Source organism: Maribacter sp. (genome assembly GCF_039968975.1).
In the GTDB taxonomy this organism is placed as follows: Bacteria; Bacteroidota; Bacteroidia; order Flavobacteriales; family Flavobacteriaceae; genus Maribacter.
Genome location: NZ_JBDVOT010000273.1, coordinates 1 through 14,821, shown reverse-complemented (window position 1 = coordinate 14,821; position 14,821 = coordinate 1). Strand labels below are relative to the sequence as shown.

Below are 14,821 nucleotides of genomic sequence, written 5' to 3'. Positions count from 1 at the left end.
AACCCAAGTTCTTTGCTTGACCTAACATTCCGTTTTTCTGGATCGTTGCCACATAGATGTCATACTCGCCAAATGTACCTGGCATATTAGATGCAAAGAATAGACGACTACCATCTGGCGATATTGCGGGGTGTTTAGCAGAATAATCACTAGGACATACAGCCACTTCTGTAATTTTTTTCCACTCGCCACCTACTTTATCGGCTTTGAAAATTTTATATACTTCTTTCTTTTTGGAAAACATACCAGTTGTAGGTTTTTGGTATGTTTTTTTACTGTAGTATGCAGTTCTACCACCATTTGTAATAGCTACCGGTGGTGCATACTCACCATCTGTCTTTGCTGGAGCTACTTTATTAGACGCAAACTCATTGTTTGTACCTTGGCCATTCCACGGTAAAAAATTACGCCTATTATTAGAGGTAAGTCTAGATGGTACAACAGAACGCGTCATCTTATAATCATCTTTTACCAACTCCGTCCAGTTCTCATCGGCAATTTCATTTTGGACTTCTTTACCTAATTGAGATACTGCATGGTCAAATCTTTTCTGATAGCTTCTCTTTAATGTACCATCTTCAGAAATTTCCATAAGTCTACCGTACCAGTATAATGCATTTGCATATTTTTTGGTTAGAAAATTGGCATTCCCTAAATCTTCAAAGATTTCTTCATCAGAAAAACCAAGTGTCTTTAGTTTATTATAATTCTCTGTACGGTTAGTTACTTCTTCAACCTTTTTTTGTTGAAAAGTAGTGCTGTTGTCATTGTAGGCCAAATCTTGGCCATAGCCCATGGTTGCCATGCAAGCAAACAAAAGGCTAATTTTAATTGAATTGTTCATGTTACTAGATTTTGGGGATTAATACTCCAAAGGTCTTGTAACTCATTCAATTGATTATTAATAAAAATTCATAGGTTTTTGAAATTTCAATGAACCAATAAATCGACAAATCAATTTAAAGAATTAAAAATCAAACAATTACAATAAATTTTAAATTATTTTCTTACCTGTTTATTTTTTCTTTTATCCGAAATATAAGTGTATCCCAAATAAGCTAACTGCAGTCCTACGGCCGCCATTTTTAATTTTCTACTTTTTACTAACATTTTTGCTACTCCAAATAAAGGTGATAATCCCATTCTATTATTTTTTATTGTTCCAGACCAAAATAATATGAACAGTCATTTCAACTTAACTCAATCCCTTAAAATGATATACCAATACACTTACTTAAGCCCAATGTTTATGGTATATAAATGCTTATTGAATAGAGCAAAAGTGATATTTTATATAGCTAAGCATTGCTGTTCTATGTCCGTATCTTAGTAATAGAAAATTTGTTTAACATAGACCATAGGGTCTAGTAAAATTTAAAACATGAACACCGATATAAAAAAGATTGAAGATCACTTAAAAGATTTAATAAGTAAAAATGAAGATGCTATTAAAGGATTTGAAAAGGCATCTGAAAATTCTAAAGATGTAGGAATTAAAAGCTACTTTGAAAAAAAAGTTATTGATCGTATGCAGTTTTTAAGAGAATTAAGAGCATCTGTTCCTGAGCTTGAGTTAGGTAGTGTAGAAATTGAAGGAAGTGCCGCAGGAACATTACATAGAACTTGGATGGACGTTAAAGCGTTTTTTGCCGAAGATAATGATGAAGCTATGCTAGAAGAAGCCATAAGAGGTGATAAAGCTGCAATTAATGATTATGATAATGCCTTGGTAGAAGTAATGATGCCACATAGATTAAAAGAAATTATTAGAGTACAGAAAGAACATCTGCAAAATGATTTAGAGACTACTGAAGTTTTAGAAGATTATAGATAAATAATATTCATTCATAAAAAAGCCCTTGCAAATTGCAAGGGCTTTTTTTATGCTTTATTCAAACTTCTTATTTCATTTCTCTATTAGATTGCTCAGCACGTTTTCTCTTTAACCAGTTGTTATAAAACTTTTTGCCAAAATAAAGTATTAATGCTTTTTTCATAATAGGGTATTAATAAGTTTTCAATTTATCTTTTCTCTTTTTCAGTTGTCTTTCTAATTCACTTACAGATTCATTGACCGACTCTTCAAAATTTTCATTACTGGCTTCGGCAAAAATTCTTGGACCTGGTAGGCTTAAACGTATATTACAGATCATACCCGTTTCATCTGATGATGTGTTTTCTTGCTTTAAAAACACGTCGGCCCTAATAATGTCACTGAACTTTGTGTGTAGTTTATTCAACTTCTCTTCTGCAAAACTTTCTAATCTTTGACTAGCTGTTACGCCATCATATTCATATATAATATCCATATGTTTTGTTTTAATCTAAAAATCGAGGCGTAACTCCAAGGAGTTTTGCCTCGATACTTATTATTTATACTCTTAAATTTTAATTACTTTTTAAAACTTGGTCTACTTATCTACATTGACCATCCACCCTATTCCATATTGATCTGTACATCTACCAAAATGTCCCCATTCTCGTTCTCTAAATTCGTGATGCACCTGACCTCCACTAGATAAATCTTCAAACAATTGTTTTCCTTCATCTAGATTATTGGTATCAACACTCATATTAATCTGATTTCCATTATTCAATGGTGTATCTGGTGCAGCATCATATGCCATAAAGTGTACACCTTTACCTTTTAATTCTGCGTGTTGTAATTTTTGACGAAAAGATGACGGTACATCAATCTTCTTATCCTCGTATGTTTGTTTGTTTTTAATGTCTGCATTGAACAGGTTTCCGTAGAAATTCAATGCTTCTTGACAATTGCCGTTGAAGGCTAAATATGCTTGTGTTTTCATGATAATTAATTTTTATACAAATTACCCAATACCTTAAATTTGCCTTGTCTTAAAACACTTAGTTATTGATGCATTTAATTATGCTATTCCAACACAATTTTATTATCATCTATAAATTGAAAAAATGATAATTTTTCATTTGATCCCGTAAAAATTAAATTGGTAGTCAGTTCAAAAAGATGTGCTTCTGTTTCAAAAAAGTGCATCATATAACCTGCCGTATTCACAAAAGCGACATACTCCCCTATTGCCGGTAATCTAGGTAGTGTTATTTTTCTTTTTAGCAATACATCTCTTTCCAAACAATAAGCTCCCGTAAAAAATACATCTACATGCTCATTTTCCTCAATTTCAGAATTATAAAGCATAAATGGATCTAGCAGAAAATCTGCGCTAGAACTCATCATCTGACTCATATTCATTTCTAGACCAACCAACCATTGCCCTTTAGCATCTTTTTTTCGGTGGATGACTTTTGCGACCGTCATTCCCACTTGGTCCAATAAAGAGCGACCAGGCTCAATGCGTATCTCTATATCATTTTTAAGTAATAATGACGCCACCGATAACCCCGATGCATCATCCATAAAATCTAGCACCTCTTTTATAAAAGAACCTTTATTTATCTTATTAAAGTACGGGTAGGTATTCAATTTACCATTCAACTTACCATCTTCTAGCCTAAAGCCCAATCCATTATCATTGAAAGTAATATCATTATCCTGGTTTAATACAGCATCTTTTAATTTTTCATTAAAATTCGTCCACTCTTTTTCATCCTCTAAATAGTTCATTAGAATACCACCGCCTATATCAATAAATGAAATGGGGTACCCTTTTTCTTTTAAAGCTGAAACGATGTGAATGCTTGCAATTAAACTGATACTTCGCTGATGCGTAGAATAACTATCTAGATGAAAATGAAGTCCGGTTACTTCTAATAAATCAAAAGTTTTACCGTCACCAACATAGGATCCTATAAAATCTATTACTTCATCTACATCAAAACCAAAACGACTATAAAGTTTCTTCCCATCAACCTCAAAGCCACTAATTCTAAATCCAACTTTTGCCGTTTTATTCAATGTAGCGGCTGTAGTTGAGGTTAACCTACATTCATCTTCATTATCCAAAATAATGGGTACGCCGTTGTTAATTGCCAATTCTATTTGTGCTTGGGTCTTTATTGCTGCCGTCAGCACTAAATTTTCAGCATTTCCGCCCAGTGCAAGAGACTGTTCCAATTCTTTAAAACTAGCGGTATCCACACCTATACCAGATGCAAATGCCTGTTTTACCAAACCTTTAGATTTGTTAGCTTTTCTGGCATAAAAAATTCTATATTTTAATCCGTAAGATTGAAAAACCTCCTGGTAGCTTTCACAGTTGTTATTAAAAGATGGTAAGTGATGTATGTTTATGGGCGAACCATATCGTTCAACCAAACCTCTTACAACCCCTTGGTCATTGAATAGCTCATGCATCCATTCAGAAGTCTTTGGTGTCAATTGATATTTAGGTTTTCCCTTATAATACATGTTCTTTTCTTTTATAATTTTTTGTTCTTTCATCTTTCTCTTTAATTGCTTCACTGGTAGATTTTGCCCAAATAGATGCAAAATTGTTTCGGGTTCTTGACAAGGTATCATTATCGCAGGTTATGCCTTCTGTAGGTGTTCCATAAAATGAAATATCGGTATTTACATGACCATTGCCGTCTATAGCATTTCCTGCTTTATTAATTTCTATACAACCCGGTTTGTAACCCGTCTTTGTTTTATTTTCAAATTCACGAATTAGTCCATTTTCCAATAAATTCTGATAAAGTTCATTTTCAAACTTACCTTCCTTAGCCCTGGAAATTGTTGCATTTACCAAATAGTTTATTTCGGTTCTTTGACCATTCTCTATTTGTAAGCTAAAATTTCTATTGGCATCGTTTGTAGATATAGTTGCAGATTTAGCGTAAATGAAATCTAAAATACCTGCATTACAAAGCGCTACTATTTTTTGCATATTCTCAACTGGCGGACCATAGGATAACCTATTGAACAGTCCAAAATAATACGTATCAAATTCCTTGTGCGAAACCGCATCTAAACCTCCAAAACTATATAGCTCATTAAATATAGGACTAATTTTACGCCATGTGGCAACTGCTGCTATCAACGGACTTTTTTCTTCTCCATCTTTAGCTTCATCAATTAAAAACTGCAGGTAAACTTGTATTTCCTTTGTTGATAAGACGGACTTCTCTTTAAACGGATTTATTATAGCTTCCCAATTAAAAACAGGAGAATCAGAGTAATCTTCATGAAAATATTTCACCTGTTTTTCCATTACTTTAAAATCATCGTCAAAATAAAACTGATGACCATAATTTCTAAACAATACCGTGTAATATGAAAAATAAAATTCTCTCTTGATCAATGGTAAAAGCGCACTACTAAAACTAATAGGTTTATTTTCCTTAAGTTCAGTTACCACTTCTTCGGTTAAAAAATACAAATCTGTAACAGTTGCCGACGAGTCATTTCTTGGTACCATAGGCACACCGGTTCTAGAGAACGGATAAATTTTATAAGGCTCATTACCTGATGAAATATATTTTAAATTGCCTGTATCACTGTTTTCAAAATTACCTCCCCTACCTTCTGTCAAAGCTAAAATTGCGTCAATAGCAGTTAGCCCAAAACCTTTTATAGCTACTAAAGACCCTGAAGTTATAGGCTTTAATTTTTCGTTGGTAGGATAAATAAAATCAATCTTATTTTTTAAAATGAAACTTTTGCTTTTCTGAGTTTTAAAAGAATGGTGCCCCGTTGTAAATAAAACCTTGTTACAGGTAACAACTTCTTGTCTACCGGTTGCTTTATCCTTATAAAATACTTGATAACTTTTCTTTTGTTTTGTCATATTAGTTACCGTGCCAATATGCGTAACTACCTGAACATTACTTGGCAAATGGTCTAATACATACTGATAACAATCTGCCAGATAGTTACCTACTAGAGCTCTAGGAGCATATTTTCCAGAAGCAGTATTCTTATGACCATTATCTTCAAGCCATGTTACAAAATCCGGAGTTTCCGTAGCCGATGAAAAAGGTTCTTGTAATACCCAACTATTAATATTACGATTGGCGTAATTCATAATTAAGTATTCTGGCTGATCTGACCTATATACATCACCCGATGCTAAATAAGATGTGCTATTGAAAACATGTATTTGTACGGTTTTGGAAATTTTAGCTTCATTTAAATACGCTATCAACCTTTCAAAACCATAAAAACCCTTAGGTCCAAAGCCTATTATTCCAATATTATATATGCTATTATCATTCATAGATTATGCTACTTTCCACCCTCCTAACGGAGTAAAAGCATTTCTACTTTCCGGTAATTCTTTTAATAACCAGTCTTGATTATAGATGGTATCTAAATAACGTTCTCCACGATCACATAAAAACAGCGCACAATTACTATCTGCTTCTATTTTTTTACTGTACTTTTTTACGGCACTGATCATACCGCCAGAAGAACCTCCGCATAAAATTGATTCATTTTCCAGCAATGACCAGCATCCTCTTGCGCAATCGACATCATCTACATATACATGATCATAAATCTTGTCCGTATCTAAAAATTGGGAAGGTACACCCGCGCCATGCCCCGGAATTAATCTTTTTAAAGGCGGACCACCAAATAAAACACTACCTACAGCATCTACAGCAATTATCTTGGTGTCCAAATTATTTTCTTTTATATAATCTGCACAGCCCATTAATGTACCGCATGTGCTAGTAGCAACAAATAGGTAATCTAATTTACCCTCTAAAGAATCCATAATCTCTGACATTGTTTTATGATGCGTTAACGGATTGTCTTGATTACCATATTGGTTTGACCAAAAACTATTTGGTATACTAATTAATAAGTATCGAACACGCTCTAATCTTGCCGCTAAAAAGCCTCCATCCTCTTTTGGCTCGGTGACTTTTTCTATACGGGCACCATAGGTATTTAGAATTTTCTCCGTGTGTAAATTTAATTTGGGATCTACTACAACTATCAATTTAAGACCATAATATAAACATGCCTGCGCCAGACCAACCGCCATATTACCTGAACTTGATTCTATGACCGTATCTCCCTTTTTTATTCTGCCATCGGCAAGTGCTTGTTGCAATATAAAAAGGGAAGTTCTGTCTTTAATGCTTCCGGCAGGGTTTGCAGCTTCAAGTTTGCCGAAAAGATTGAATTTATTATGCTTAAAAATTTTATTTAATTGAACCAATGGTGTGTTACCAATGGTGTTTATAATAGAATCAAATACAGTATCAGAAATATTTTGTGTTATCATATTCAATAGATTAGTGGTTATTCAGAAAACAAGGATTGCTCACGCTGCTAAAACTACTTAGATAGACACTCTTTGAATATCACTATTCAATAATTAAATAACTCTTTCGGTTTTAAGTCAAAAAGGGAAATGAAAAACGACATTTTAATTGACATTTTCAATAAACTTTTCACCCTTCTTATTATCAACGCCTTACATAAAAATCAATAATTTCAATCTTAATATGTTGTCAAGAAAATTTTAAGATTTTTTGTTCTTAAATCTCGGGCATTTTTCTAAAAAAATACCTAATTTCAGAGAACTCAAACAAATAGGAAAAACGAATGGCAAATTTCAGTTTAAAAGTTAATGGAGAAAGCAAAGAGGTAGATGTAGACCCTTCTACACCAATGCTTTGGGTATTACGGGATCATTTAAAATTGGTAGGTACAAAATTTGGTTGCGGTATTGCACAATGTGGAGCATGTACCGTTCACTTAGGTGATAATGCAGTGCGCTCTTGTCAGCTACCGGTTTCTGCCGTGGGCGAACAATCTATAACTACTATTGAGGGTCTATCTGAAAACGGAGACCATCCTGTTCAAAAGGCTTGGATTGAAGAAGATGTGTACCAATGTGGGTATTGCCAAGCGGGTCAAATTATGAATGCCAGTGCGTTTTTAAAACAGAACCCCAACCCTACTGATACTGAAATTGAAAATGCTATGAACGGTAATATCTGTCGTTGTGGTACTTATACGCGAATTAAGAAAGCTATTAAAAATGCTTCTAGTATTTCTAACGCGTAATTTATACCCCACAATGTTGGGATTTTAACCTTCAAAAAACAAAAAGATGACACTCATTAAAACAACATATAATAGACGTTCTTTCTTAAAAAGTGGTACGCTTGCCGGTGGCGGTATGATTTTAGGATTTAGTTGGCTAGCATCATGTAAACCTACCCCTGAACAAGTTAGTAACATACCAAAAGAATGGTTTGATATCAATAGCTTTCTAAAAATTGGAGATAATGGAATGGTGACTATTATGTCTCCAAACCCAGAGATTGGGCAGAATGTAAAAACCTCTATGCCCATGATCGTTGCAGATGAACTTGGTGTAGATTGGAAAAATGTAATTGTAGAACAAGCTCCTTTAAATACTGATATTTTTCAAAGACAATTGGCAGGTGGTAGTCAATCTATTCGTGTTGGTTGGTCAGGACTAAGAATAGCAGGTGCAACAGCAAGGCATATGTTAGTTGCTGCAGCTGCAGAAGCTTGGCAAGTTGACGAAGCTGAAATTACGGTCAATGCCGGTGTTATAAGTCACGCCGCATCTAACAACTCTACCGGATTTGGAGAAATGGCTTCTAAAGCAGCTACTTTACCTGTACCAGAAGAGGTTAAACTTAAAGAAACAAGTAATTTTGATATTATAGGTACCGACAAGCGTAATGTTGACGGACCAAATATTGTTACCGGTAAACCTTTGTTCGGTATAGATATTCAAGAGGAAGGAATGATGATTGCCATGATCGTTCACCCGCCAGCTTTTGGGATGACCTATAAATCTATGAATGCCGATGACGTAAAAACTATGCCAGGCATTAAAGATGTTTTTCCTATTGATGCCTATAAAGAAGATACTGAAAAACAATGGTCAGATGCCGGTGCCATTAATAAGCTTGTAGCTATTGTGGGTGAAAGTACTTGGCAATGTATGCAAGCAAAAAAGGCGCTAAACGTAACGTGGGAAGAAACATCAGCACTAGAAAGCACAGAATGGCATGACGAAGCATTGATAAAATTATTGAACACTTCTTCTAAACAACCAGCTCGTAAAGACGGTAATGTTGCCAGTGCATTTAAAAAAGCGGACAAGGTTATAGAACGCACCTACAGTGCTCCTTTTTTAGCGCACAATACCATGGAACCAATGAACTTTTATGCCGATGTTACTGCTGAAAGAGCATTATTCAACGGACCTATACAGACTCCTGAGTTTTTAGAGAAGACCTTGTCATCTAGACTAGGCATGCCAGTTGAGAAAATTGATATTAAAATGAGCCGTATGGGTGGCGGATTTGGCCGTCGTCTATATGGTACATTTGGTGTAGAAGCTGCCGTGATATCTCAACGAATGCAAACACCTATAAAGTTGGTTTATACTCGTGAAGATGACATGACCCAAGGTACCTACCGCCCTACCTATAAAGTAAAATACAAGGCAGGTCTAGATAAAGACGGTAATTTAATTGCATGGCACGTTAAAGGTGCGGGTAGTAATGACGATTTACTTTTTGAAAATAGATTTCCCGCAGGTGCCGTAGATAACTACCTAGCTGAAAAATTTAGTTTAGAAACTAATGTGACTACAGGTGCATGGCGAGCCCCACGTTCTAATTTTGTTGCCGGTGCCGAACAAGCCTTTTTAGATGAAGTTGCTGAAACTGCTGGTAAAGACCCTATTGAATTTAGATTAGAACTATTTGATAGAGCAATTAAAAACCCAGTTGGTGAACCTGAAAAGAACGATTACGATCCTGTACGTTATGCAGGTGTTCTTAAATTAGTGAGAGATAAAGCTGGTTGGGACGGAAGCATGAAAAACGGAGCTGCAAGAGGAGTTTCTGCATACTACTGCCACAACTCTTATGTTGCGCAAGTTTTAGACCTAGCAACCGATACAAAATCACCGAAAGTAAATAAAGTTTGGTGTGCCGTAGATTGTGGTATTGTTATAAACCCTATGGCTGCAAAAAACCAAATTGAAGGTGGAATCATTGATGGCATAGGTCATGCAACATACAGCGAAATGACATTTAAAGACGGTAAACCTCAACATAAAAATTACGATACTTATCGCTTAATCAGACATAAAGAAGCTCCAAAAGAAATAGAAAGCTTTTTTGTAGACAACGGTATTGATCCTACCGGATTAGGAGAGCCTTCTATGCCACCAATTATCGGTGCATTGGCAAATGCCCTTTATAAGTCAACAGGACAAAGACATTACAATCAACCATTTATCACTGAAAAATCGGTAATTGGTTAATGCCCTTATGCTATTGTAAAATTAAAACGCCAAAATCTTAGATTTCGGCGTTTTATATTTATTGCTAGTACTTAAATTTTGAATCTTAATACTGCCCTAAAATAACTTCTAGAATCATTATCTATAGTAAGCAAGGTATTGCTACTACCGTCTTTTAGTTTATTATTCAAGTTAAAATTATAAGCTGCACGTAAATCTAATTGCAAGTGATCCGTGAAATGATACTCATACTGTAGACCACCATTAATCAAAGACATATTAATTAATTCAGCGTATTCATTTTCGTTCACCAACGCTCCGTTTTGAATATTAGAGGTAAAACCATCTAACTGCGTGTATAACTTAAAGCGATGTTTATCTGATAAATGATACTGTAAATTAGACTTTGGAATACCAATATTAAACGACCAATCAGGTCTAAACTTTTTGTAATAGCTAATGAACGGTAAAGGGAAAACATACCCCCTATTTTGTGAATAAGATAGACCTACTATTAAACGTGACGGCTTTTCTAAATCTTTCTCAAACTTTTTTATAAAAACCAAATCTCCTGAAAAAACAAAATCATTAGCATTCAGATTTTTAGCCGTAAGATTTGTGCTTATACCTGGCTGAAAACGTGCACCTAAACGCCACCCATTTTTTAATGGTTTAGTAAAGCCTATGGTGAAATCTAAAAGTTTAAAATCATTCAATAACTCCCTATCAAAAGGAAGCTCATCATCTTTAAATCGAAGATGTACATTACTATAATCTACTCCTAAAAATAAATACTGCCCTTCTTTCTTAAGTTTTACCGGGTAATTAACAAGAAATCTTGACCGCGTATATTCTACATCAGAACCTTTATTAGGTATAAATGTAAAATCTAAACGAGCTAAATCACTTAGTTGTGCTTGTGATGTAAAGCTAATTATGAAGAATAAAAATAAAGGTAATTTAAACCGCATTTAATTTTTGTAGTATCTGTACTGAATAATGATAATGCAAGTTCTATTTTTTTATTGTATTGATTTAGTGCTATTAAGCATAAATTTATCTTAAATAAATTTCATTTATAAATCTAAAACATTGGTTACACGAGCTAGCTCCTTATCGAACAAATCTTTAGTAACCTCTTTTTTATAAAAAGGAACCATTTTATTAAGTTGAGCTTTACCTAACTCAGACTCCATTATTTCAGGAAAAGCTTTTTCCAATACATCTAACATAATCTTCACGGAAGTAGATGCACCTGGAGAGGCACCTAATAGACAGGTAATTCTACCATCTTTACTATGTACCAACTGAGTTCCAAATTCTAGAGAACCACCCTCAAACTCATCTTTCTTAATGGTCTGTACACGTTGACCTGCTATCATAATTTCCCAGTCCTCATTTTTAGCATCTTTTACAAATGCCCTTAGAGAATCCATTCTATCTTCAAAACTCATGGCTACCTGTTCTACCAAATATTTGGTTAGCGGTAAATTGTGCCAAAACACGCCCCACATAGAAGGTATGTTATCAAAATTTATAGATTTTAATAAATCTAAGTTGGAACCCTCTTTTAAAAACTTAGGACTAAAACCTGCAAACGGACCAAAAAGTAATTCTCTTTTTCCTTTAATATACCTAGTATCTAAATGAGGTACGGACATTGGTGGATCACCTATACCCGCTTTACTGTATACTTTGGCATTGTGTTGATTTATGATATCTGGATTTTTACAAACCAGCCACTCCCCGCTTACTGGGAAACCGCCATAACCATCCTTTTCTTCAATTTCTACTTTTTGCAACAGCAGTAAACTGCCACCACCGGCGCCTATAAAAACATGTTCTGAATCTACGGTACTTTTCTCTCCCGTTATAAGGTCTTCCATTTTCACCAACCACTCTACATCATGATCTGGATCAATATCTTCCACCTCGGTATTAAATAATACTTTAGTATCGTACTCTTTATCTAAAATATCAAATAATTGCTCCGTTAGTGAGCCATAGTTCATTTCTGTTCCCCTATTTATTCTAGAAGCTGCCATGACCTCATCTTCTGTTCTACCATGCATCATTAAAGGGAACCATTCTTGCATTTTTTCTTTTGCAGTGGTAAACTCAATGGAATTGAACATGAAATGCTCTTTAAAAGCTTTATAACGATTTTCAAGATAGTCGGCATTATCTTTTCCTTTTACCCAACTATGATGTGGCACGGGGGTTATAAATGACTTTGGGTCTTTTATAAAACCTTCCGCTACTAAATAAGACCAATATTGTTTAGAAATTTCAAACTGGGTACAAATGTTAATTGCTTTTTTAATATCAACTGTACCATCTTCATTTTCCGGAGTATAATTTAATTCGCACAGTGCAGAATGTCCTGTACCGGCATTGTTCCAAGCTGCAGAACTTTCTTGTGCTACCTTATCTAATCGTTCAACGATCAGTACTTTAAGATCTGGCTTTAACTGTTTTACCAATAAAGCCAACGTAGCACTCATGATACCCGCACCTACACAAATAAGGTCGTATTCTTTTGTCACTTCCATCAAAATAAAATTTATTACCGCTTTATACGCTTGAAAAGTTAACTATTTCTTTTGGTTAATTCTGAACGATGTCAAAATTAAAATCATATATCAAAAGACAAAGAAGAAGCCGATAGACCTGCTTTTTGTTTCTAATCAATAGTGAATTTTAATCCACCACAAACTTAAACCCTGCGGTAATGATACTAGAACTAAAAGTAGTATCTCTGTCGTATTTGTAGAACTTCACATCTATACTTTTAAGTCCGAGTTTCCAGATATGCATTTTTGTAAATATATCAGTGTACGAAACTCCCATCCCAAATTGATTTGCTGAATATTTTGACAAATCATAATCTGATGTGTAATAGTTGTCAGTAGATAAAGCTTCCTCATAACCAAAAAAATAATCTGCGGCGGACTGCTGATAGAACCTATATGAAGGATATATGGTAAACCGATCCGTTAGTTTTATTGGGACCTCTACACTGGCGGTATGCGAGTTAATACCCCAATCATCATAGTAATAACGGTAAAAACTCCTCACTACAAAGGTCTCATTAATATACCAATTTAAACGCCCACCTGCAGCGACCTTAAAACGGTTATCGGGTAATTGTTCTATGGCATCTGCCAATTGAAAATTTTCAATGAACGAATCTGCTATATCACTAAAATAAACACGTTGAAACGGGGTGGACAACAAACCATCTTGACGTACAAAATCTAAAGCTAACGAACCTTGAAGATTCTTACTTAAGATTTGAGAAAAGCCAAAGCCCAGTGAATATGAATTTCTTGTTTCATCATCAAACTCATTGAATATAGGGTTATAATTGCTATTACCAGTGATGGTATAATTGCTAAAAAAACCATTATTTATTCCATTGGCACCACTAGCAAAAGGTCTTAATTCTTGAGGATAAATAGCCGTCCAGCTATCTAAATAAACATTCGCATTTATGCTGACTTCCGTATTCTTTTCATTGAACAGCTTTGTTAAACCACCTCCAAAACCTAAAGAAAAATAATCATACTCACTAGACACCGAAACTTTTCCAGAAACAATGGTATTTCTATCATCTGAACTATGGCTATATGATCCTGAAATATTTGTCCAAGTATCTGAACTAGAAGCACCAGAACTTGCTATAAAAGGGTCTGCAGGTTCACTACCATCAAAAGGGTCTACGTTACTTGAAGAAGCCGATGTATATGCAGAAACACCTGCATCTATAGTTAATACATCATCATCGTTCAACGGAATGGCAACCACGAATGTGCCCGTAAAATCAGTTAAATCTTCAGTACCCAAACCGCCACTTACGGCTGCATTGTCTCCGTCTTGAGAATAATAACTGGTCAAGAAATCCACTTCCGTAGTTTCTAAAACACGCTTTTTATATGTTTTTACAGAATCTTTTGCTTGTTGGGCATGACTAACTGTAAACACGAATAATGCTGCTATAGAAACTATTAATTTGAAAATTTTCATTTTGTAAAAATTAGGTTCTATATTAATTACAGCCGCAGCCACCACCAGTCTTACCTCCGTTTGCACCAACCGCTGCTTCCCTATAAGAATGCATGGTGGTTAAATTCCTATCTACTTTTTTATCTTGTAGAACCATATCTGGATCATTAATATTTATTTTCTCGTATTCTTTCAACACGGTACAGCTACTAAACGATGCTGCAATCAACGTAAAAATTAAAACCTTTTTCATTCTTTGGTATTTATTTCAATATTCTTAGAAGCTGTAATATTTCCTTTATCATCAATAATAATACATTCTACTTGTGGCAATTGCTCAATTCTATTTAAACCAACCTCTATACCCATAACAAATACAGATGTTGCCAAGGCATCTGCCAGTTCTGCCTTTGGTGCAAATACAGTAACACTTATAATACCCGTTGCCGGATAGCCACTTCGAGGGTCAATAATATGGGTATATCTTATATCATTAAAATTCACATACTTTTCGTAATTGCCAGATGTCACCACCGCCCCATTAGTAATTGGTAATAATGCAAAGACTTTGTTTTTATCCATAGGGTTGGTAATGGCAACCTTCCACTCTTTACCATCAGGTTGTT

The 14,821-nt window shown here is 34.7% G+C and carries 15 protein-coding genes; 3 read left to right on the top strand and 12 right to left on the bottom strand.

The annotated features are described in order from the left end of the window. Nucleotides 1-844: cell envelope biogenesis protein OmpA (locus ABJI11_RS18475; protein WP_348355733.1), on the bottom strand; the 844-nt coding region annotated here is incomplete at its 3' end. A gap of 155 nt (nt 845-999) precedes the next feature. Next, the gene (locus tag ABJI11_RS18470) at nt 1,000-1,143 is read right to left on the bottom strand and encodes a hypothetical protein (protein WP_276494164.1); all 144 of its coding nucleotides are present in this window, start codon (nt 1,141-1,143) and stop codon (nt 1,000-1,002) included. Nucleotides 1,144-1,381: 238 nt separating this feature from the next. Between ABJI11_RS18470 and ABJI11_RS18465 the strand changes: the two genes are divergently transcribed. Further along, a complete protein-coding gene (locus ABJI11_RS18465; protein WP_348355730.1) occupies nt 1,382-1,834 on the top strand; it encodes a PA2169 family four-helix-bundle protein in 453 nt (150 codons plus the stop codon). A 172-nt stretch (nt 1,835-2,006) separates the two neighbouring features. Here the strand turns inward: ABJI11_RS18465 and raiA are convergent, their stop codons facing one another. From raiA to sbnA, 5 genes are all read right to left on the bottom strand, one after another. Beyond that, a complete protein-coding gene (gene raiA, locus ABJI11_RS18460; RefSeq protein WP_348355727.1) occupies nt 2,007-2,309 on the bottom strand; it encodes a ribosome-associated translation inhibitor RaiA in 303 nt (100 codons plus the stop codon). A gap of 102 nt (nt 2,310-2,411) precedes the next feature. Next, nucleotides 2,412-2,810, bottom strand: a complete 399-nt coding sequence (locus ABJI11_RS18455; protein ID WP_348355724.1) for a VOC family protein — start codon at nt 2,808-2,810, stop codon at nt 2,412-2,414. Between the two features lie 83 nt (nt 2,811-2,893). After that, a complete protein-coding gene (locus ABJI11_RS18450; RefSeq protein WP_348355721.1) occupies nt 2,894-4,381 on the bottom strand; it encodes a Y4yA family PLP-dependent enzyme in 1,488 nt (495 codons plus the stop codon). Continuing rightward, nucleotides 4,338-6,155 carry an FAD/NAD(P)-binding protein gene (locus ABJI11_RS18445; protein WP_348355718.1) on the bottom strand — a complete coding sequence of 606 codons (1,818 nt, stop codon included), beginning with the start codon at nt 6,153-6,155 and terminating at the stop codon, nt 4,338-4,340. Before ABJI11_RS18445 ends, ABJI11_RS18450 begins: the two co-directional genes overlap by 44 nt. A gap of 3 nt (nt 6,156-6,158) precedes the next feature. After that, nucleotides 6,159-7,172, bottom strand: coding sequence for a 2,3-diaminopropionate biosynthesis protein SbnA (gene sbnA / locus ABJI11_RS18440; RefSeq protein ID WP_348355716.1), 1,014 nt, complete (start codon nt 7,170-7,172; stop codon nt 6,159-6,161). Nucleotides 7,173-7,495: 323 nt separating this feature from the next. Between sbnA and ABJI11_RS18435 the strand changes: the two genes are divergently transcribed. Together ABJI11_RS18435 and ABJI11_RS18430 are read left to right on the top strand one after the other, a co-directional pair. After that, a complete protein-coding gene (locus ABJI11_RS18435) occupies nt 7,496-7,960 on the top strand; it encodes a (2Fe-2S)-binding protein (RefSeq protein ID WP_348355713.1) in 465 nt (154 codons plus the stop codon). Nucleotides 7,961-8,006: 46 nt separating this feature from the next. Continuing rightward, entirely contained in the window at nt 8,007-10,211 is a 2,205-nt protein-coding gene (locus tag ABJI11_RS18430) for a molybdopterin cofactor-binding domain-containing protein (protein ID WP_348355710.1), read from the top strand. A gap of 71 nt (nt 10,212-10,282) precedes the next feature. Here ABJI11_RS18430 and ABJI11_RS18425 read toward each other — a convergent pair whose 3' ends face one another. The 5 genes from ABJI11_RS18425 to ABJI11_RS18405 form a co-directional block, all read right to left on the bottom strand. Continuing rightward, nucleotides 10,283-11,161: a DUF6268 family outer membrane beta-barrel protein gene (locus tag ABJI11_RS18425; protein ID WP_348355707.1), complete on the bottom strand. Its 879-nt coding sequence runs from the start codon at nt 11,159-11,161 to the stop codon at nt 10,283-10,285. A 105-nt stretch (nt 11,162-11,266) separates the two neighbouring features. Then, the gene (gene mqo, locus ABJI11_RS18420) at nt 11,267-12,742 is read right to left on the bottom strand and encodes a malate dehydrogenase (quinone) (RefSeq protein WP_348355704.1); all 1,476 of its coding nucleotides are present in this window, start codon (nt 12,740-12,742) and stop codon (nt 11,267-11,269) included. A 148-nt stretch (nt 12,743-12,890) separates the two neighbouring features. Next, nucleotides 12,891-14,216: a DUF3570 domain-containing protein gene (locus ABJI11_RS18415; RefSeq protein ID WP_348355701.1), complete on the bottom strand. Its 1,326-nt coding sequence runs from the start codon at nt 14,214-14,216 to the stop codon at nt 12,891-12,893. Nucleotides 14,217-14,238: 22 nt separating this feature from the next. Further along, on the bottom strand, nt 14,239-14,448 hold the full coding sequence (locus ABJI11_RS18410; RefSeq protein WP_276494152.1) for a DUF4266 domain-containing protein: 210 nt from the start codon (nt 14,446-14,448) through the stop codon (nt 14,239-14,241). Further along, a partial coding sequence (locus tag ABJI11_RS18405) for an FAD:protein FMN transferase (RefSeq protein ID WP_348355698.1) occupies nt 14,445-14,821 on the bottom strand: 377 nt, incomplete at its 5' end. The genes ABJI11_RS18410 and ABJI11_RS18405, both read right to left, overlap by 4 nt.

What these genes read in the sequence shown, in the direction of transcription:
- ABJI11_RS18470 (WP_276494164.1), bottom strand. Translation starts at nt 1,143, where the DNA reads ATGGGATTATCACCTTTATTTGGAGTAGCAAAAATGTTAGTAAAAAGT.
- ABJI11_RS18465 (WP_348355730.1), top strand. Translation starts at nt 1,382, where the DNA reads ATGAACACCGATATAAAAAAGATTGAAGATCACTTAAAAGATTTAATA.
- raiA (WP_348355727.1), bottom strand. Translation starts at nt 2,309, where the DNA reads ATGGATATTATATATGAATATGATGGCGTAACAGCTAGTCAAAGATTA.
- ABJI11_RS18455 (WP_348355724.1), bottom strand. Translation starts at nt 2,810, where the DNA reads ATGAAAACACAAGCATATTTAGCCTTCAACGGCAATTGTCAAGAAGCA.
- ABJI11_RS18450 (WP_348355721.1), bottom strand. Translation starts at nt 4,381, where the DNA reads ATGAAAGAACAAAAAATTATAAAAGAAAAGAACATGTATTATAAGGGA.
- ABJI11_RS18445 (WP_348355718.1), bottom strand. Translation starts at nt 6,155, where the DNA reads ATGAATGATAATAGCATATATAATATTGGAATAATAGGCTTTGGACCT.
- sbnA (WP_348355716.1), bottom strand. Translation starts at nt 7,172, where the DNA reads ATGATAACACAAAATATTTCTGATACTGTATTTGATTCTATTATAAAC.
- ABJI11_RS18435 (WP_348355713.1), top strand. Translation starts at nt 7,496, where the DNA reads ATGGCAAATTTCAGTTTAAAAGTTAATGGAGAAAGCAAAGAGGTAGAT.
- ABJI11_RS18430 (WP_348355710.1), top strand. Translation starts at nt 8,007, where the DNA reads ATGACACTCATTAAAACAACATATAATAGACGTTCTTTCTTAAAAAGT.
- ABJI11_RS18425 (WP_348355707.1), bottom strand. Translation starts at nt 11,161, where the DNA reads ATGCGGTTTAAATTACCTTTATTTTTATTCTTCATAATTAGCTTTACA.
- mqo (WP_348355704.1), bottom strand. Translation starts at nt 12,742, where the DNA reads ATGGAAGTGACAAAAGAATACGACCTTATTTGTGTAGGTGCGGGTATC.
- ABJI11_RS18415 (WP_348355701.1), bottom strand. Translation starts at nt 14,216, where the DNA reads ATGAAAATTTTCAAATTAATAGTTTCTATAGCAGCATTATTCGTGTTT.
- ABJI11_RS18410 (WP_276494152.1), bottom strand. Translation starts at nt 14,448, where the DNA reads ATGAAAAAGGTTTTAATTTTTACGTTGATTGCAGCATCGTTTAGTAGC.